This window comes from Delftia tsuruhatensis NBRC 16741 (assembly GCF_001571325.1).
In the GTDB taxonomy this organism is placed as follows: Bacteria; Pseudomonadota; Gammaproteobacteria; order Burkholderiales; family Burkholderiaceae_C; genus Comamonas; species Comamonas tsuruhatensis.
The window spans coordinates 96091-114426 of the sequence record NZ_BCTO01000021.1 but is presented as its reverse complement, the minus strand read 5'-3'; the positions used below and the strand labels follow the sequence as shown (position 1 = coordinate 114426).

At 63.7% G+C, this 18336-nt stretch carries 16 protein-coding genes; 6 read left to right on the top strand and 10 right to left on the bottom strand.

What is annotated here, in order from left to right; translation table 11 throughout:
- Nucleotides 1–112: 112 nt before the first annotated feature.
- The 8 genes from DTS01S_RS09980 to DTS01S_RS09945 all read right to left on the bottom strand — a co-directional run bounded on the left by DTS01S_RS09980 (nt 113) and on the right by DTS01S_RS09945 (nt 8364).
- Nucleotides 113–1990 (bottom strand): ATP-binding protein, encoded by a 1878-nt coding sequence (locus DTS01S_RS09980; protein WP_017407441.1) that lies wholly within the window; start codon nt 1988–1990, stop codon nt 113–115.
- Nucleotides 1987–2484 carry an ABC-three component system middle component 2 gene (locus DTS01S_RS09975; protein ID WP_026062902.1) on the bottom strand — a complete coding sequence of 166 codons (498 nt, stop codon included), beginning with the start codon at nt 2482–2484 and terminating at the stop codon, nt 1987–1989. Before DTS01S_RS09975 ends, DTS01S_RS09980 begins: the two co-directional genes overlap by 4 nt.
- Nucleotides 2481–3569, bottom strand: coding sequence for an ABC-three component system protein (locus tag DTS01S_RS09970; RefSeq protein WP_017407439.1), 1089 nt, complete (start codon nt 3567–3569; stop codon nt 2481–2483). The genes DTS01S_RS09975 and DTS01S_RS09970 overlap by 4 nt, the downstream gene beginning before the upstream one ends.
- Nucleotides 3566–4561 (bottom strand): restriction endonuclease, encoded by a 996-nt coding sequence (locus DTS01S_RS09965; protein ID WP_017407438.1) that lies wholly within the window; start codon nt 4559–4561, stop codon nt 3566–3568. Before DTS01S_RS09965 ends, DTS01S_RS09970 begins: the two co-directional genes overlap by 4 nt.
- Before the next feature lie 72 nt (nt 4562–4633).
- Nucleotides 4634–4957 (bottom strand): HigA family addiction module antitoxin, encoded by a 324-nt coding sequence (locus tag DTS01S_RS09960; protein ID WP_043855156.1) that lies wholly within the window; start codon nt 4955–4957, stop codon nt 4634–4636.
- A gap of 231 nt (nt 4958–5188) precedes the next feature.
- Nucleotides 5189–6325 (bottom strand): PDDEXK nuclease domain-containing protein, encoded by a 1137-nt coding sequence (locus tag DTS01S_RS09955; RefSeq protein ID WP_026062901.1) that lies wholly within the window; start codon nt 6323–6325, stop codon nt 5189–5191.
- A complete protein-coding gene (locus DTS01S_RS09950) occupies nt 6322–7521 on the bottom strand; it encodes a tyrosine-type recombinase/integrase (protein ID WP_035884635.1) in 1200 nt (399 codons plus the stop codon). The genes DTS01S_RS09955 and DTS01S_RS09950 overlap by 4 nt, the downstream gene beginning before the upstream one ends.
- A 234-nt stretch (nt 7522–7755) precedes the next feature.
- Nucleotides 7756–8364, bottom strand: a complete 609-nt coding sequence (locus DTS01S_RS09945; RefSeq protein ID WP_016445176.1) for a TIGR00645 family protein — start codon at nt 8362–8364, stop codon at nt 7756–7758.
- 231 nt (nt 8365–8595) lie between these two features.
- Here DTS01S_RS09945 and acs point away from each other — a divergent pair, with 231 nt between their 5' ends.
- Together acs and DTS01S_RS09935 are read left to right on the top strand one after the other, a co-directional pair.
- The gene (gene acs / locus DTS01S_RS09940; RefSeq protein ID WP_016445177.1) at nt 8596–10596 is read left to right on the top strand and encodes an acetate--CoA ligase; all 2001 of its coding nucleotides are present in this window, start codon (nt 8596–8598) and stop codon (nt 10594–10596) included.
- Nucleotides 10597–10771: 175 nt separating this feature from the next.
- The gene (locus tag DTS01S_RS09935; RefSeq protein ID WP_016445178.1) at nt 10772–11254 is read left to right on the top strand and encodes a hypothetical protein; all 483 of its coding nucleotides are present in this window, start codon (nt 10772–10774) and stop codon (nt 11252–11254) included.
- 108 nt (nt 11255–11362) lie between these two features.
- Here the strand turns inward: DTS01S_RS09935 and DTS01S_RS09930 are convergent, their stop codons facing one another.
- Nucleotides 11363–11668: a c-type cytochrome gene (locus DTS01S_RS09930; RefSeq protein WP_016445179.1), complete on the bottom strand. Its 306-nt coding sequence runs from the start codon at nt 11666–11668 to the stop codon at nt 11363–11365.
- A gap of 107 nt (nt 11669–11775) precedes the next feature.
- On the opposite strand from DTS01S_RS09930, the gene DTS01S_RS09925 reads away from it, so the two are divergent.
- Nucleotides 11776–12018, top strand: coding sequence for a TIGR04438 family Trp-rich protein (locus DTS01S_RS09925; RefSeq protein WP_016445180.1), 243 nt, complete (start codon nt 11776–11778; stop codon nt 12016–12018).
- A 189-nt stretch (nt 12019–12207) separates the two neighbouring features.
- Complete coding sequence (ilvD, locus tag DTS01S_RS09920) at nt 12208–14067, top strand: dihydroxy-acid dehydratase (RefSeq protein WP_016445181.1); 1860 nt, start codon at nt 12208–12210, stop codon at nt 14065–14067.
- A 338-nt stretch (nt 14068–14405) separates the two neighbouring features.
- Here ilvD and bfr read toward each other — a convergent pair whose 3' ends face one another.
- Nucleotides 14406–14882 carry a bacterioferritin gene (gene bfr / locus DTS01S_RS09915; RefSeq protein WP_016445182.1) on the bottom strand — a complete coding sequence of 159 codons (477 nt, stop codon included), beginning with the start codon at nt 14880–14882 and terminating at the stop codon, nt 14406–14408.
- 265 nt (nt 14883–15147) lie between these two features.
- On the opposite strand from bfr, the gene DTS01S_RS09910 reads away from it, so the two are divergent.
- Both DTS01S_RS09910 and DTS01S_RS09905 read left to right on the top strand, forming a co-directional pair.
- Nucleotides 15148–15990 carry a p-hydroxycinnamoyl CoA hydratase/lyase gene (locus DTS01S_RS09910; protein ID WP_061287666.1) on the top strand — a complete coding sequence of 281 codons (843 nt, stop codon included), beginning with the start codon at nt 15148–15150 and terminating at the stop codon, nt 15988–15990.
- 164 nt (nt 15991–16154) lie between these two features.
- Nucleotides 16155–18335: an acetate--CoA ligase family protein gene (locus DTS01S_RS09905; protein ID WP_061287665.1), complete on the top strand. Its 2181-nt coding sequence runs from the start codon at nt 16155–16157 to the stop codon at nt 18333–18335.
- The last annotated feature ends 1 nt before the right edge of the window (nt 18336 follow it).

Sequence of the window (18336 nt, the reverse complement as noted above, 5' to 3'; positions counted from 1 at the left end):
AGGGATGCGGTAGGCTGGCGAAGCCAGTCCCTTTAGGGATGAGCGGAAAGCGAACCTGGAGAAGCCCGGCCCGCGACGCGGGGACGCACAGAAACATGGCGCCCCGAATTACTTACGGTGCAGGGCTCGTTGCATGCGGGAACAAACCGTACCGACCATGATGAGGGTTCTTACCGAACATCAGTGATTGCTCGCGTTTCATGATCGAATCAGGCGGGTCGGTGTTCTCGACCACGATGACCTGTGTGTCGTTGGGCAATGCTTCAAGGTAGGCGTAGAACTTCTCCTGAAGGTCCGTGCCGGTCAAATCATCTTCTGTTCCATCGGGTTCTCGATACGCAAGCAAGGGAGAGTCGAGAACGACAAATCCTGTGTGCGGCGTCTGACGCGCGCGGCAGAAGGCGAACAACCCGAGAGTGAATGCCGCATGTGTAATGGCACGAAGGCCCTTGCCGAACGCGCTGCGAGACTTCCCCGCAATGACAAGATCGCGCGTTTTGGAGTCGAAGTACACATCTCCGGCCTCGGGGAAATGCCAGCCCGTCAGGATGCTCTCGACAGTCTTGGCAAAGCCATGAGCTACGGTAGTGGGGATGTCAGCGTTGGTGAGAGTTCCGGCCTTCTCATCGTCGGCGCCCTTCTCAAGATCGGCGCGGCGTCGTTCCATATCTTGCACCGTGGCATAGAGTCCCAGCGCCTCGCGCACCTCGGCGCGCTTGTCGGCAAAATCGGAATAGGATTTTCGAAGGGTTGAAAGCTTTGGTGCGATCAGCTCTTCAACCGCCGAAGAGATTGATGCCAGTTCTTGGACTACGTTGGGCATCTTGCGGTCAAAGTTGCCGCTCTCGCGTTCAAGGCTATGCACAGTCGCTGCAAGCTCAGCGCGCAAGACCTCGATTTTGTAAATCTCCTGTCGTGCTGCCTGAACAACGGCGTCAATGTCTCCATTGCATTCAGCGTCGGTGCGGTGATGTGTGGGCTCCGCACCGCAGAGGGGGCAGTACCCGGAGCCCAGTACGTTGAATAAGGTTCCGCCTTCCTCGATAGCGCGCAGCCGTTCGATATCGGATGCGTAGTGCTTATCGAGAAGGCTGAACCGCTCAAGCATCGCCCCGACCTCTGCACGTCGCTCACGGCTTTCTTCCAGCTTCTTGCGCAGTTCGCGCCGCTTCCCAGCGGCCTCCTGAAATTCGGCTTCAGTGGTATTTACCTGGACTGCCTGCTGACGGAGCGAGGCATCAATCTTCTCTAGCTGCTCCTCCAACTCCTTCGGACTCTTGGTCAATTCCTTGAGCCGCTCACGGTAATCGTCGAGCAGTTGGTCAAGAAGTTTCAGTTGCGCCTCACGCGACAGTTCCTCTGGCTCACGCTTATTGCTGGCGACCAGCGCAGAGTCATCCGTGCCAGTCAAAAGCAACTTGAACGTTGCGAGATTCGGCGTGTTGGCGATGGGATTGCCGTCAAAGAGCGGTGAGCTTTGTTGTGTGATCTCCGTCTCGTTGACGATCATCAGGCGCGCAATATTGCGAAAGCTCAGGCTGTTGGTTTCGTTCTTGGAGTTCCTGCGGACACGCTTGCCACCAAGGCCGCACAAGCCCAACAAGAACGAAGACAGGTTTTCGTCATTCTTGTCGCTGTGCTGTTCATCAAGCTGCTTGTACCGAACATCGGCCGCAGGTGGCGTCTGATGTAAGTCTTCGTAGAGTCGAAATCCACCACCGTCCATGCTGCGCCAGAGCGTGAAGGCCTTCCCGTCCAGCGTCTCAAGACCCAGAAGAATGAGGTCGTAACCGACACGCTCAGGAATGTCGCGCAAGGGCGGCTTGCCGCCGAGCATGAAGTCGATGGCTTCGACGATGAAAGATTTTCCAGTGTTCGATGCGCCATATATGACATTCAGACCGGGGCCGAAAGTCACGGTTGCGGGCGGCTTCTGCGGGCCGAAAAAGCCGAGAAATCGCAAGCGGATGCCGGGAGTAGCGGCCGTCATGCTTTTTCGCCCCCCAAGCTCCGCTCGACCTGTTGGAATTCCTCGACCCACTTGTCAAAGAAGCGGCGCATGACACCCTTGAATTGTTCGTCAGTGAGGCCGCCGAGGGTTTCGACAAGCCAGGTGGCTCGATCCTTCAGGGCCAACAGATAGCTCGACGAAACTGACGAAAGGAACGTTTCAGCGCTTTCGCCCGCACCATATTTAATGCCATCGGGTGTGACTTCGCGCTCTACGAGATCTCGGGTCATCATGAGAAGTAGCGATTGCTCGACCAGCTTGCGGCGCACCAGCAATTCAGCCGAGTGCATCGGCGTCGGTGGATGCAAATTGTCCGGGCCGTTGATATCGCCTGTGTGGACAAGAAGGTAGTCAAGGGCGACAAGTCGCTGAAGGTCGTAGGTCTGCGGAAAGGCGGCTGCCAGAATTGACACCGCGCGGATACCGGCCTCAAGCGGCCCATTGAATGTGATCGGCTTGCGTTCCAGGCTCATGATCGTGTCCACCGCAGGCGATCCTCATTCGCGAGTTGATGGCAGATTCCATCTCTATCTTTGGGGTTCGTACAGGTGATGAGGGCGTTCGCCGTGATTTGCATATCGCGAGCAGCCTTGGTGACGGCACAGACCTTTTCGTAGCCATCAGCATGGTTCGCGTCGTGCGTGTCGATGACGCCGCCGTGGATGTCATCGAGCAAGGATTCAAAGGTGCCAGGCGGCACACTATCGCGGGCAAAGACGCGCAGCGACTCCGCCTCATAGAACGCTTCGCGCTGGCGACGGAAATGATCCTTGAGCTTTGGTACGGACAGGGCCGAGGGATGGGTCACGATCGACCCCGTGTGCTCGCCATATGCGCCGAGCAATTGCGTCACATAACGGCTCTCGGTGGCGGCGACTTCCTGGGGCGGCTTTTCGGAAGCAGGCCGCGCTGGTAACCCACCGCCAAAGCGCGCTGTATGAACCGGCGTGGCGCGGTGATCGTCAACAAGTTGGAGCGCTGTCTTGGCGTCGAAGATAGAGAAGTCGAAGGCATCCACATAGGCGCGGAGCGTTGCATCGAGCGGCACCGCTTGTGTGCCCGTGATCTCGTCCTTTACGTGCTTGTCCCAGTTGGCAATCAGCTCTTCGCGCAGCTTCGCAGCGTTCGCCAACAGGCGACTGAGCGATGTGCCCGCGCCTCGGGGGGCAACAAAGTAGTAATGACGGGGTGCGGCGTACTCACCGCTGTACGAGTACCAGATGACCTTGCCGAACTCAACCCAGACATCGCCGGGCCTAAGGGCGTGGTCATAGTGCTTGCACTGGTAGTTATCCCATACACCCTTGAGGCGCTTGTCGTCGGCGAATCCGGCAATGTCAATTCCCATGTCGCCAGCACCCGAGAAGCGTTGGACATGTTTGTACTTCGCCGGGAGACAGTAGTAGGCCCACTCTTCGACGAAGCCTTCCCACTCGTCTGGCGAGTAGGTCAACAGCCTTTGCTGTGGTGGAATGACGGGACCGTTCGCCACCTGCGCTGCGGTGACCGCGGTCGTGGGACTCGACGGCTTGTTGATGTTTTTCCAACTCGCCGTCATAACGCACCTTCTCCTTGGCCATCATGAGGACGGAAGTACGGGTTCTTGTGTATCTGCGCCGCCTGGACTTTTTTCGTGAAGAACTCTGCGAGGTCGTCCTGTTGTTCGAGTAGATGCACCAGCTCTTGCAGAGTCGAAAGAATCAAGACCTTGTGTTGCAGGAACTCACGTACCGTGTGAAACGCGGGATCGGTGTAGTCACTGGCAGAGATGAAAATGCCTCGAACCTCTGCGCGCGACATGAGACGAACAAGATGCTCTGATATCTCGGGTTTTCCCACCGGGTTGCGATACCACTTCATTTCAACGAAGTACAAGGTGCTACCAAGCTCAATCACGCCGTCGATCTGCTCAACGATCCCCTCCCCAGCATTGCCGACCAAATGGAAGGCTTTGTGAATGAGAACGCCATAGGCTTGGAAGAGATTGTTGAGAGCGGTCTCCAGCATCTTGCCGCGTTCCTGTGCCGTCGCTGAAGTACCAAACAGCGCATACAAACCCTGCTTGGCATTCTCGATCCTGGAAGTGCGCTCGCGCTTCTCCGCAGCGATTCGCTGCGTCTCAGCGAGGCGCGCTCGCCGTTCTTCTTCACGAGCGTTGTTCATTCGTGTGAAGGCATCCTTCTGATTGACGACTTCACGGATGCTGGCGACAAGGCCCTTGGCCTTGAGCTGATCGTCGGGCCAGCACGAATCGAAGTTTGCAAAGTCCACGACACGCCGCAGCACCTCACGTCGCTCGCGAAGAGCGGCTTCCCCCTTCGCGTTGAGGCGCTCCAGCACGGTGCGCACCATTTGGTACTTGTTGACGTCCTTTGGCGCGCTTCTCAAATGAGCGGCTATGTCCGCAGTCGTGGTGTCAGACACACCTGCGCCACGAAAGAAGACAAGCACATCTTGTTTGGATCGGTTGAGCAATGGGACAACATCCACCAGGAGATTGAACAGCTCCGGCGGATAGTGGAACGTGATGTCTGTAGCGGCATCGGTCACGCGATGCTCTCCTTACAAACACACCCACCACCGTGAGATAAGGTTTTGTTCTCCCCCGTCATAAGTCCTTTCCTATGCAGTCTTCACCTGCTTGTGGGCCTTATGGCCGCGAACGACCGGACCAGTAGGGAGCGCTCTGATGGCTAGCCCCGACTCAGCTTCCGCCAGTTCAAGGTCGGATTGCACTTGCAGGCTCATCCAGAATTGCGGGGTGTCCCCGAACCAGTGGGCAAGCCGCAACGCTGAATCGCCAGTAATCCCTCGCTTGCCATTGATGATCTGAGTAATCCTATTGGCGGGGACGCTAAGCTGGCGCGCCAACTCAGTCGGTGACACGCCAATGGCTTCCAGCCTTTGTGCGAGAACTTCACCCGGTTGATGGACTGCCGCAGTCATATTGACCTCAAAATGAACAGGCTATCGCCCCCTCGCTTCCCGTGATTCATCAGCGTTGGCGCGAGAGAATTGACGATGTACGTCAATCGTACATTACTTTTGCTTACTTGGGGCAACGCATGCGGTTCGGCAAGGGCCGGAGGCGTCAGGAATCAAGGCGAATGGCCGTGACTCGGCACGAGGCTCGGACGCAACCAGCGAAGCCCGACGGAGGAACGCGAGGACGCTCAGCTATGGCTTGCGTTCTTTGTGGGAAAGTGCCGCGCGAGATTCGAGCAAAAGCCGCGTGCTCTCCAGCTTTTGCTGCAGCAGCTCGGCATCCGGTAGCACCATGCGGTAGTTCGCCGCCATCACCTTGGTGGGCAAGCCCTCCAGCGCGTACCTTGCCAGCGCATGGCCTTTGTCGGCGCACAGGATCAGGCCCACGGGCGGGTTCTCCTCGGGGTAGGCCCAGTGCTCCTTGGCGTAGTTGCAGTACATGTGCATCTGGCCCACGTCCGCATGGCTCAGGCTGCCCAGCTTCAGGTCGACGATGACCAGGCAGCGCAGCCGGCGATGGAACAGCAGCAAGTCCACCCGATACCAGGTCTGGTCGATACGCAACCGGCGCTGCCGCCCGATGAAGGTGAATCCCTCTCCCAGCTCCAGCAGGAAGTCTTCCAGCCGCCGGATCAAGGCGTCTTCCAGATCGGATTCCGAATACTCGTCCTTGAGGTCGAGGAACTCCAGCACATACGGGTCTTTGATGGCATCGCCGGGCGCGACGGAATCCTCGGGCTTGGCCACCGCGCCCTTGGCCAGCATCGCCGCCTTGTTTTTCGACAGCGCCGTGCGCTCGTAGAACTGGCTGCCGATCTGCCGATCCAATTGGCGCACGCTCCATCCGCCGCGCAGGGCCTCAGCTTCATAGAACTGGCGCGCATGCTCGTCCTTGACCGACAGCAGCCGCACGTAGGCCGACCAAGGCAGCGTGAAGACCTGTGCCAGCTCGTCAAGCCGCCACGGCCGCATGGGCTTCGGGGAAGATTTGCCAGACACTGTCTGGCGAATTGGCCGGGTCAGAAAGAACGATCGCATCTGCTGCAGGTTCTGGCGACTGAACCCGCGGCCGAACTGCCGTGTGAGGTCGCTGGACAGTCGCTCCATCAACTGCTCACCATAACCCGCACGCCGCTTGCCCTGTTGCTCAGCCTCCACGATGCGGCGACCAATCTCCCAATAGCTCGCCGTCATCAGTGCATTGACGCTGCGCGCCGCCGCCTGGCGCGCAGCGTCAAGCAGATCCACGATGCCGCTGTGGATGCCGGCGTAGCCGGCAGGCAAAGCAGCGGGTGCGGCTAGCACCGCCGCATGCGTCTTCCTGGTCATGCTGCTACCTCTGCGGGACGTTGCGCCTCAGTAATCGTCTTGCGCCGGTTCGCCACCAGTTCGGCGGCCTTTCGCACGGGATCATCCTCGGTATGGACGTAGCGCATGAACATCGCCACGGTCTTGTGCGCCGTCAGCGCCATGCCGACCTTGACCGGGATGCCCGAGTTGGCAATGTCGGTCGCCGAGCGGTGGCGGATACCGTGCGTGCCGACGTGCGTGGCGCCCGCCGCCTTGAGGGCGCGGCTCCAGCCGTTGTAATACTCGCCCGTGGTCAGATGCTTGCCCGGATGGCTCGGGGACGGGAGCACGTAGGGAATGCCTTCCGGCCGCGGCGCCGTCGCGAGCAGCCGATAGGCTACCTCGCTCATGGGCTTGGACATGCCGCCGGTCTTGCTGTCGGGCCAGATCACACGGCGGTTGTCCAGGTCCACCCAATCCCATTGGAGCGTCACGATTTCGGAGCGGCGGCCGGCGAACTCGAATTGCAGGCGGATCGCCAGCGGGATGACGTAGTTCTCCAGGCCCTCGGCCTCGATGTGCTCCAGTCGCCGAAACAGCTTGCCCATGTCCTCGTCGCTGATGAGGTGGGTGGCCTTGCCGTTGGGGTACATCGGGACGTGGCGGCAGGGGTTGGTGCCGTCCGGCCGGTGGCCCCACACCTCGGCCAGGTTGAACATCTTGCGCATCACGCTGAAAGCACGGTTGGCCTCGGCGGGCTTGTGGGCCATCTTCTTCATCGCTGTGGCCACGTCCGGCCGCTTCACGTCCTGCACCTTCAAACGGCCCAGCATCGGAACGATGCAGCGGTCGATGACGGCCTGATACCCGCGCTGGGTGCTGGGCTTGTTGCGCTGCTTGGAGTAGTCCTCCATGAACTTGGTGCACAGCTCCTTGACCGTGGGGGCTGAACGGGCGGCGGCCTTGGCCGCGCTGGGGTCGCCGCCTCGGCGAACCTCGGCCAGCCATTCTTGGGCCAGCGAGCGGGCCTGTTCGACCGTCAGTTCCCCATACAAGCCCAGGGCGGGCTTGCGTCGCTCGCCAGCGTTCGTGCGGTACTGGAGCATGAACACCTTGCGGCCCGCTGGTGTAACCTTGCACAGGAAGCCGGGCACCAGCGTGTCCCGGAGTTCGATGGCCTGCGCTTGGGGTTGTGCCGCATCGACTGCGGACTTGGTGAGCTTGATTTTCGCCATGATGACTCCTCGGAAAAGACCCGATTCCCAGGAGCCTTGTAGGGGCCAGCAGAGGGGAAGCCAGGTCAGGTTTCGGAAAGCACCGGCATATGTTGAACTCGCCTAAGTTATTGATAAACCTGCTGTATCGGGCTTCGGCGTAGTCCAGCGAAGTTCGGTGCTGGAGTCATGGTGAAATGAAAAAAGCCCCGCAGCGGCTGGCGCTGCGGGGCTTCGGTGTGGGATGCCGCCGGCTCAGTGGTTGCCGGCCGTGCTGTTGATCAGCTTGTCGGTGTAGGCGATGGCCAGGGCGCTGGCCAGGAAGGTGACGTGGATGATGGTCTGCCACATCAGCACCTTGACGTCGTAGCTGCCTGCGTTGATGAAGGTCTTGAGCAGGTGGATGGAGCTGATGCCGATGATGGACAGGGCTAGCTTCACCTTGAGGATGGAGGCGTTCACATGGCCCAGCCACTCGGGCTGGTCCGGGTGGCTGTCCAGGCCCAGGCGGCTGACGAAGGTTTCGTAGCCGCCCACGATGACCATGATCAGCAGGTTGGAGATCATCACCACGTCGATCAGCGCCAGCACCACCAGCATGATGATGGTTTCGTTGAGCGCGCCGATGGGCGCATCGTGCTTGTAGCCGATGCTGGTGATCAGCGCCTGCAGCGCTTCCTGGTTGCCGAAGGCGGCCTCGATCAGGTGCCACAGCTCCAGCAGGAAGTGCCAGACATAGACGCCCTGGGCGGCGATCAGGCCCAGGTACAGCGGCAGCTGCAGCCAGCGGCTGGCGAAGATCAGGGAGGGCAGGGGACGCAGGGGGGAGCCGGGGGCTCGGTTGGAGTTTTGCTGGCGGGCCATGGTGGTCGGTCGCGCTTGTCTTGCGTGGGGGCGTGGATGGGAGGGGACAATGGCCGTGGAAAACGGGCGCGCGATTTTAGCGGCGAAACAGGCCATTGCCGGTGACAGCCAGGAACTGCGGGGAATCCCCAGGTAGACGCGCCCAAGGGTGTTTCAGTCAGTGGCATGTAAGACCGGCCCCCGACAGTCACACCACAATTTTTATTTGGCCAGCCCAGGAGACAAGCAAGCATGAGCACCGCAACAGCATCCCCCATTGAATCGGTACTGGTGGAGAACCGGGTCTTCCCGCCGCCGGCAGACTTTGCCGCCAAGGCCCGCATCTCCGGCATGGAGCAGTACAAGGCGCTGTGCGCCGAGGCAGAGAACGACTACCAGGGCTTCTGGGCCCGCCTGGCGCGCGAGAACGTGGTCTGGTCCAAGCCCTTCACCCAGGTGCTGGACGACAGCAATCCCCCCTTCTTCCGCTGGTTTGCCGATGGCGAACTCAATGCCAGCGCCAACTGCCTGGACAAGCACATGGGCACGGCCGTCGAGCACAAGACGGCCATCATCTTCGAGGCCGATGGCGGCGAGGTCACCAAGGTCAGCTACCGCGAGCTGCTGGAGCGCGTCTCGCAGTTCGCCAACGCGCTCAAGGCCCAGGGCGTGCAAAAGGGTGACCGTGTCCTGATCTACATGCCCATGACCATCGAGGGCGTGGTGGCCATGCAGGCCTGCGCGCGCATCGGCGCCACGCACAGCGTGGTGTTCGGCGGCTTCTCGGCCAAGGCGGTGCAGGAACGCATCGTCGACGTGGGCGCCGTGGCGGTGATCACCGCCAACTACCAGATGCGCGGCGGCAAGGAACTGCCGCTCAAGGCCATCGTGGACGACGCGCTGGCGCTGGGCGGCTGCGAGGCCGTGCGCCATGTCTTCGTCTACGAGCGCACGGCCACGGCCTGTGCCATGACGGCGGGCCGCGACAAGACCTTCGGCGAGATCCTGGCCGGCCAGAGCACGGAGTGCGCGCCCGTGGCCGTGGATTCCGAGCACCCGCTGTTCATCCTCTACACCAGCGGCTCCACCGGCAAGCCCAAGGGCGTGCAGCACTGCACGGGCGGCTACGTGCTGTGGGCCAAGCAGACCATGGAGTGGACCTTCGACCTCAAGCCCAGCGACGTGTTCTGGTGCACGGCCGACATCGGCTGGATCACGGGCCACACCTACGTGGCCTACGGCCCGCTGGCCGCTGGCGCCACGCAGATCGTGTTCGAGGGCGTGCCCACCTTCCCCAATGCGGGCCGCTTCTGGCAGATGATCGAGCGCCACGGCTGCACCATCTTCTACACGGCTCCCACGGCCATCCGCTCGCTGATCAAGGCCGCCGACAGCGATGCCGCCGTGCATCCGAAGAACTGGAACCTGTCCAGCCTGCGCCTGCTGGGCAGCGTGGGCGAGCCCATCAATCCCGAGGCTTGGATGTGGTACCACAAGCATGTGGGCGGCGAGCGCTGCCCCATCGTGGACACCTTCTGGCAGACCGAAAACGGGGGCCACGTGATCGCCCCCATGCCGGGTGCCACGCCGCTGGTGCCGGGTTCGTGCACGCTGCCGCTGCCGGGCATCATGGCCGCCATCGTCGACGAGACCGGCCACGAACTGCCCAACGGCGCAGGCGGCCTGCTGGTGGTCACCAAGCCCTGGCCCAGCATGATCCGCACCATCTGGGGCGACCCCGAGCGCTTCAAGAAGAGCTATTTCCCGGCCGAACTCGGCGGGCAGACCTATCTGGCAGGCGACGGCGCCGTGCGCAGCGAGGACCGGGGCTACTTCCGCATCACCGGCCGCATCGACGACGTGCTCAATGTCTCCGGCCACCGCATGGGCACGATGGAGATCGAATCGGCCCTGGTCGCCAAGACGGATCTGGTGGCCGAGGCCGCCGTCGTGGGCCGCCCCGACGATCTGACCGGCGAGGCCATCTGCGCCTTCGTGGTGCTGAAGCGGGCACGCCCCACGGGCGAGGAAGCCAAGCAGATCGCCAAGGAGCTGCGCGACTGGGTGGCCAAGGAAATCGGCCCCATCGCCAAGCCCAAGGACATCCGCTTCGGCGACAACCTGCCCAAGACGCGCAGCGGCAAGATCATGCGCCGCCTGCTGCGCTCGATTGCCAAGGGCGAGGCCATCACCCAGGACACGAGCACGCTGGAGAACCCGGCCATCCTCGACCAGCTGGCCGAGACGAACTGAGGTCCGACACGACCGCCATGAAGAATCGGAGCCCTGGCTCCGGTTTTTTCTTGGCCGGACTGCGGGCGGCGCCCTGTCTTGCAGTCCTATTTTGTGTGGGCCGACAGCTCAGGCATGATGGTTGCGGTACAACCGAAGCTGTTGCTTTCACCACTGCCGAGGGAGGCCTTTCACCATGAATCTGAGAACCTTGTCGCTGCTGATCACCGTGGCCCTGATCGCGTTGCTGGCGGCATTCAACTGGAACACGCTGGCCGCGCCATCCGTCGTGTCGCTGGGCGTCACCGATGTCCAGGCGCCGCTGGGCGTGCTGATGCTGGCGCTGACCTGCCTGCTGGGCGTGTTCTTCGTCGCCTATGTGCTGTGGCTGCAGGGCTCGGTGCTGATGGAGGCGCGCCGACACGCCAAGGAAATGCAGGCCCAGCGCGACCTGGCCGACAAGGCCGAGGCCTCGCGCTTCACCGAGCTGCGCACCGTGCTGGAAGACCTGCATGCGCGTGACAAGGAGGTGCTGATGGCGCGGCTGGATGCGCTGGAGGCCCATCTGGTGCAGCGCGCCCAGGAGTCGGACAACAGCACGGCCGCCTATGTGGGGCAGCTGGAGCAGCAGGTACGCCTGCACCAGCAGCCCGGCACGGGCGCTGCGGACTACAGGTAAGGGGGCCGGGCCCGGATTCACCGGCGGACCATGAAAAAACCGCGCGACTTGCGTTGCGCGGTTTTTTTTTGCGGGCCCTGAGGCGGGGCCCCGAAGGAAAGGCGGAGCCTACTTCAGCGACATCACCCAGGCGGCCAGCTTCTTGGCATCGGCTTCGTTGACCTGGGGGTTGGCGGGCATGGGAACCGGGCCCCAGACGCCGCTGCCGCCCTTCATGATCTTGCCTGCCAGCTTGTCCACGGCGTCCTTCTGGCCGGCGTACTTGGCGGCCACATCCTTGTAGGAGGGGCCCACCAGCTTCTTGTCCACTGCGTGGCATGCCATGCAGTTCTTGGAGGTGGCAAGTGCCTGGTCGGCCATGGCGGGGGCCACGGCGGCGACGGTCAGGGCAAATGCAATCAATGTCTGCTTCATCATGAGTTCCTGGGGTGTTGTCGGGAATAATTATGCGAACCATTGTAGTGGGCGCGCATGCGTGATGCGTTACCTCGTGTGAAGCGCTTTGTGGCGAAGGAGAAGTGATGTATCTGTTGGGAATTGCGGTCCTGCTCACCCTGCTCAAGCTGGCCGATATCGAACCTGTCGCCACCTGGTCGTGGTACGTCATCCTGGGCGCCTATGGCTTGACGGCGGCCTGGTGGGCCTGGGCGGACATGTCGGGCTACACCAAGCGGCGCGCGGCCGACAAGATCGAGCAGCGGCGCCTGAAGCGCATCGAAAAGAACAAGGAAGCCATGGGCACGGGCACGCGTTCGCGCCGCTGATCGGATCTGAATTGCGCAGCAGGCTTCGCCGCAGGCGATGCCTGGGGTCTGCAAAGGGGCGGTCCACGCCGGCCGGGGCATTCCTGCGCCCCAGCGGTGCGGCGGGTGCTGCGCCATAATCTTCGCCCAGACCCTGGCCTTCCCCACAGGACCAGGGACGGACCGAGACGACAGACAACTGGATTGCCCATGCCCGCATACCGTTCCAAGACTTCCACCGGCGGCCGCAACATGGCTGGTGCGCGCGCCCTGTGGCGTGCCACCGGCATGAAGGATGGCGACTTCGACAAGCCCATCATCGCCATCGCCAATTCCTTCACGCAGTTCGTGCCCGGCCACGTCCACCTCAAGGACCTGGGCCAGCTGGTGGCGCGCGAGATCGAGGCCGCAGGCGGCGTGGCCAAGGAATTCAACACCATCGCCGTGGACGACGGCATCGCCATGGGCCACGACGGCATGCTGTACTCGCTGCCCAGCCGCGACATCATCGCGGACTCGGTGGAGTACATGGTCAACGCCCACTGCGCCGACGCGCTGGTGTGCATCTCCAACTGCGACAAGATCACCCCCGGCATGCTGATGGCCGCCATGCGGCTGAACATTCCCGTGATCTTCGTCTCGGGCGGCCCCATGGAAGCGGGCAAGACCAAGCTGGCCAATCCCACCACGCACACGCTGGAGTTCAAGAAGCTGGACCTGGTCGATGCCATGGTGATCGCGGCCGACTCCAACTACACCGACGAGCAGGTCGCCCAGGTCGAGCGCTCGGCCTGCCCCACCTGCGGTTCCTGCTCGGGCATGTTCACCGCCAACTCCATGAACTGCCTGACCGAAGCCCTGGGCCTGTCCCTGCCCGGCAACGGCACGGTGCTGGCCACGCATGCCGACCGCGAGGAACTGTTCAAGCGCGCCGGCCGCCGCATCGTCGAGCTGGCCCGCGAGTACTACGAGCAGGAAGACGCATCCGTGCTGCCGCGCTCGGTGGGCTTCAAGGCCTTCGAGAACGCGATGACGCTGGACATCGCCATGGGCGGCTCCACCAACACCATCCTGCACCTGCTGGCCATTGCCCGTGAAGCCGAGATCGACTTCACCATGGCCGACATCGACCGCCTCTCGCGCCAGGTGCCCCAGCTGTGCAAGGTCGCGCCCAACACGCAGAAGTACCACATCGAGGATGTGCACCGCGCCGGCGGCATCTTCGCCATCCTGGGCGAGCTGGCTCGCGCCGGAAAGCTGCACACCGACGTGCCCACCGTGCACGCCAAGACCCTGGGCGAAGGCCTGGCGCAGTGGGACATCACCACCACCCAGGACGAAGCCGTGCGGCACTTCTACCTGGCAGGACCGGCCGGCATCCCCACCCAGGTGGCCTTCAGCCAGAACACGCGCTGGCCCAGCCTGGACCTGGACCGTGCAGAAGGCTGCATCCGGTCCTACGAGCACGCCTTCTCCAAGGAGGGCGGCCTGGCCGTGCTGACGGGCAACATCGCCCTGGACGGCTGCGTGGTCAAGTCGGCCGGCGTGGACGAAAGCATCCATGTGTTCGAGGGCACGGCCCACGTGACCGAGTCGCAGGACGAGGCCGTGCAGAACATCCTGGACGACAAGGTCAAGGCCGGTGACATCGTCATCGTGCGCTACGAAGGCCCCAAGGGCGGCCCCGGCATGCAGGAAATGCTGTACCCGACCAGCTACATCAAGTCCAAGGGCCTGGGCAAGGCCTGCGCGCTGCTGACGGACGGGCGCTTCTCGGGCGGCACCTCGGGCCTGTCCATCGGCCACTGCTCTCCCGAAGCTGCCGCTGGCGGCGCCATCGGTCTGGTGAAGAACGGCGACCGCATCCGCATCGACATTCCCAACCGCAGCATCAACGTGCTGGTCTCCGACGAGGAACTGGCCCGCCGCCGCGCCGAGCAGGATGCCAAGGGCTGGAAGCCCGCCCAGCCGCGCCCGCGCAAGGTCTCGGCCGCGCTCAAGGCCTATGCCAAGCTGGTGATGTCGGCCGACAAGGGCGCCGTGCGCGACCTGTCGCTGCTGGACGACTGACACCGGGCTGCACCGCCGCCCGGCGGTGCGCACCCGATGGAAATGAAAAGGGATGGAAGGCCTTGCGGCTTTCCATCCCTTTTTCTTTTCTCTTCTCTCAGGCCCTTGAGGGCTCTTGTTTCATCGTGGGGCGACCGGCTTGCCGTTTCATCGTGGCTGCCGGTTCGGGCTTTCATCGTGGAGCAAACAGCCCACTCTCATTTATGGGAAGTGCCTGAAAAACTGGCGCGGCCAAAACAAGGGACAGCGAGCAAGGGCCGCCTCGCCGCGAGGCTGTCGTCCCCCTCCTGCGAAGCGAGAGAGGGGGAAGGCGCGAAGCGCCTCAGGGGGAGCTTCATTCAGGCCGGTTCGCCCATCTTGCTTTGCAGGTAGTTGGGCAGGCCGATCTTCTCGATCAGGCCCAGTTGCTTCTCCAGCCAGTAGGCGTGGTCTTCTTCGGTGTCGCGCAGCTGGGCCAGCAGCAGGTCGCGACTGTTGTAGTCGCCGTGGCGCTCGCACAGGGCCATGGCCGAGCGCAGGCTGTCGCGCACGCGGTATTCGGTGGCCAGGTCCTTGCGCAGCATCTCTTCGACGGTCTCGCCGGGCGTGAACTCATGCGGGCGCATGTCGGGGCGGCCGCCCAGGAACAGGATGCGGCGCAGGATGGCGTCGGCGTGCTGGGTTTCCTCTTCCATCTCATGGCCGATGCGCTCGAACAGGCGCAGCAGGCCCTGGTCCTCGTACTGGCGCGAGTGGATGAAGTACTGGTCGCGTGCGGAAAGTTCGCCGCGCAGCAGCTCTATGAGGCATTCGATGACTTCTGGCTGGCCTTGCATGTTCTTCTTCTCCTGACTGTGTTGAACACCGCAAGTATCGCGTGAACCCCCGGATCGGCCAAAACGCCTGCCGCAATTCCCCGCGGGCCGCGCATTGCATGCATGCGCGACGCAGAAGCATTCGCATCGCCACCGGTCTGGGTGGAGGCGGGGCCTAGGGTAAACGCTGTATTGCTATGTCGAATAATAGTTATTTATCATAACGATTATGGATCCGAAGCATCGGTGTCCAACCTCCCATTTCCCTTTTGCACAAGGAAGCGCAATGAGCACCGAACGTACCGAAGAACAGACCGTGTCCTGCACCGTCACAGGCCGCGTGGCCTGGGTGAAATTCAACCGCCCCGAAAAGCGCAATGCCATGAGCCCCCAGCTCAACCGCCAGATGATGCGCGTGCTCGACGACCTGGAGTTCCGTGACGACGTGGGCGTGGTCGTTCTGGCCGGTGAGGGCACGGCCTGGACTGCCGGCATGGACCTGAAGGAATACTTCCGCGAGACCGAGGCCACGGGCTTGGCCGGCACCCGCAAGGCCCAGCGCGAGAGCTATGGCTGGTGGCGCCGCCTGCGCTGGTTCCAGAAGCCGACCATCGCCATGGTCAACGGCTGGTGCTTCGGCGGCGGCTACGGCCCGCTGTTCGCCTGCGACCTGGCCTTTGCCTCGGATGACGCCAAGTTCGGCCTGTCCGAAATCAACTGGGGCATCCTGCCCGGCGGCGGCGCCTCCAAGGTGGCGGTGGAGCTGCTGTCCTTTCGCCGCGCCATGTACCACGCCATGCTCGGCGAGAACATCGACGGCCGCACGGCGGCCGAGTGGGGCCTGGTCAACGAATCCCTGCCGGCCGACCGCCTGCAGGCCCGCGTCACCGAAGTGGCCGAGGCCCTGCTGCAGAAGAACCCCATCGCCCTGAAGGCCACCAAGGACGCCATCCGCCGCGTGCGCGACATGAGCTACGACAACGCCGAGGACTATCTGGTGCGTGCCCAGGAAGCCGCCAACAGCTTCGACAACGAAGGCCGCAAGGAAGGCATGCGCCAGTTCCTGGACGACAAGACCTACAAGCCAGGTCTCGGAACCTACGACTTGAGCAAGCAAGTCACCCCCTGAGGCGCTTCGCGCCTTCCCCCTCTCTAACTCGCTTCGCGAGGGAGGGGGACGACACCCTCAGTGCGGGGCGGCGCGGCCGGCTTAGGCCCTTCCTCGGGGTCCCTCGCTTGGGCAGCGTCCACCACGCGCGGTAGGCCTCCCAGCTTTAATCATTGGAGACAAGAATGACAACGACAGAGATGGCGGCCGCCGTGCGGCCCGACATCGGCAGGCTGCTGAGGCCGCGTTCCATCGCCATCGTCGGCGCCTCGGCCACGCCGGGGGCGCTGGGCGCATCGGTGCTGGGCAATCTGGAGCGCAACGGCTTCGCTGGCGACATCCACCTGATCAATCCCAAGCGCAGCGAGATCGCCGGCCGGGCCTGCCTGGCTTCGGTGGACCAGCTGCCCGAGGGCGTTGACGTGGCCGTGCTGGCCATCCCCCAGCCCTTTGTGCTGGACACGGTGCGCGCGCTGGCGGCGCGGCGCGTGGGCGCGGTGGTGATCTTCTCGGCCGGCTTTGCCGAGGCAGGCGAGCGCGGCATGGCCGAGCAGCGCGAGATCGCACGCATTGCCGCCGAGGCCGGCATGGTGGTGGAGGGTCCCAACTGCCTGGGCTGCATCAACTACCTGCAGCGCGTGCCGCTGACCTTTGTCGAAGTGAATATCGACGCGCAGCAGGTCGATGCCGCGCGGCCCGCCATTGGCGTGGTCTCGCAAAGCGGCGCCATGATGACCGTGCTGTGCACCACGCTGGCCAGCCGCGCGCTGCCGCTGTCGCACGCCATCTCCACGGGCAACGAGGCCGCCAGCCATGCCGAGGACTATGTGGACTTCCTGCTGGAGCAGCCTTCCACGCGCGTGGTCGCCATGATCGTCGAGCAGTTCCGCCAGCCCGGGCGCATTCTGGCCGCCGTGGCCCGTGCGCGCAGCCTGGGCAAGTCGGTGGTGCTGCTGCATCCGGGCAAGAGCAGCGCGGCGCGCGCCTCGGCCGCCACGCACACCGGCGCCATGGCCGGCGACTATGCGCTGATGCGCACCAAGCTGGAACGCGCAGGCGCTGTGTTTGCCGAGACACTGGAGGAGCTGGGCGACATCGCCGAGATCGCCATCCGCTGCCCGGTGCTGCCATCGGCTGGTGCAGCTGGTGCAGCCGGTGCAGCAGCTGCAGCTGGAGTTGCCGTGCTGGGCGAGTCTGGCGCCTTCAAGGCGTTGACGCTGGACTGGGCCGAGGAGCTGGGCCTGGCACTGCCCGCCATCGGCGACGACGACTCGCCCGCGCTGCGGGCTGCGCTGCCCGATTTCGTGGGCGTGAGCAACCCGCTGGACCTCACGGCCCAGGGCCTGGTCGAGCCGGACCTGTATTTCCGCACGCTGGATGCGCTGTTTGGCGATGCGCGCTTTTCCACCATCATCGTCGGCCTGATCCAGGGCGACCCGGTGACCTGCGGCATCAAGATGCCGCCCGTGCTGCGCGCCGTGCGCGAGCTGCGGCCGGCCAAGCCCGTCATCGTGGCGGGCCTGGACGAGGGCGCGGCCGTGCCTGCCGAGTTCATCGCCGAGATGCGTGCGCTGGGCGTGCCGTATTTCCCCAGCACCGAGCGTGCCCTGCGCGCCGTGCAGCGCCTGACCGCCTTCAGCCAGCGCAGTTTCGAGTGCACCGATGCCCAGCCCGTCGCGCTGGCCCTGCCCGCAGGCCGCACGGTGGTGCCCGAGTACGAATCCAAGGCCGTGCTGGCCCAGGTCGGCGTGCCGTTTGCGAAGGGCCGCCTGGCCACCTCGGCCGAGCAGGCCGTGGCGATTGCGGCGGAGATCGGCTGGCCCGTGGCGCTCAAGGCGCAGTCGGCCGACCTCAGCCACAAGAGCGATGCAGGCGGCGTGATCCTGAACATTGCCGATGCGCAGGCCATGGGCGAGGCCTGGGGCCGGCTGCATGCGAATGTGGCCGCCTATGACAGCGCCATTGCGCTGGACGGCGTGCTGGTCGAGGCCATGGGCCGGCGTGGCCTGGAGATGATCATCGGCGCGCGCAACGATCCGCAGTGGGGTCCCGTGATCCTGGCGGGCCTGGGCGGCGTGACGGCCGAGATCATGCGCGACGCGCGCCTGCTGGACGCCGACCTGTCCACCAGCGAGGTGCTGCGCGAGCTGGACCGGCTGCAGGGCGCGCCGCTGCTGCACGGCTACCGTGGCGCCCCGGCGCTGGACCGCCAGGCGCTGGCCGAACTCATCGTGCGCCTGGGCCAGGTGCTGCGCGGCACGCCGGCCATCCGCGAGATCGACCTCAACCCGGTCATCGTGCTGCCCGAAGGGCAGGGCGTGGTGGCGCTCGATGCGCTGATGCTGGTCGAGCACAGCGCCGGCTGAT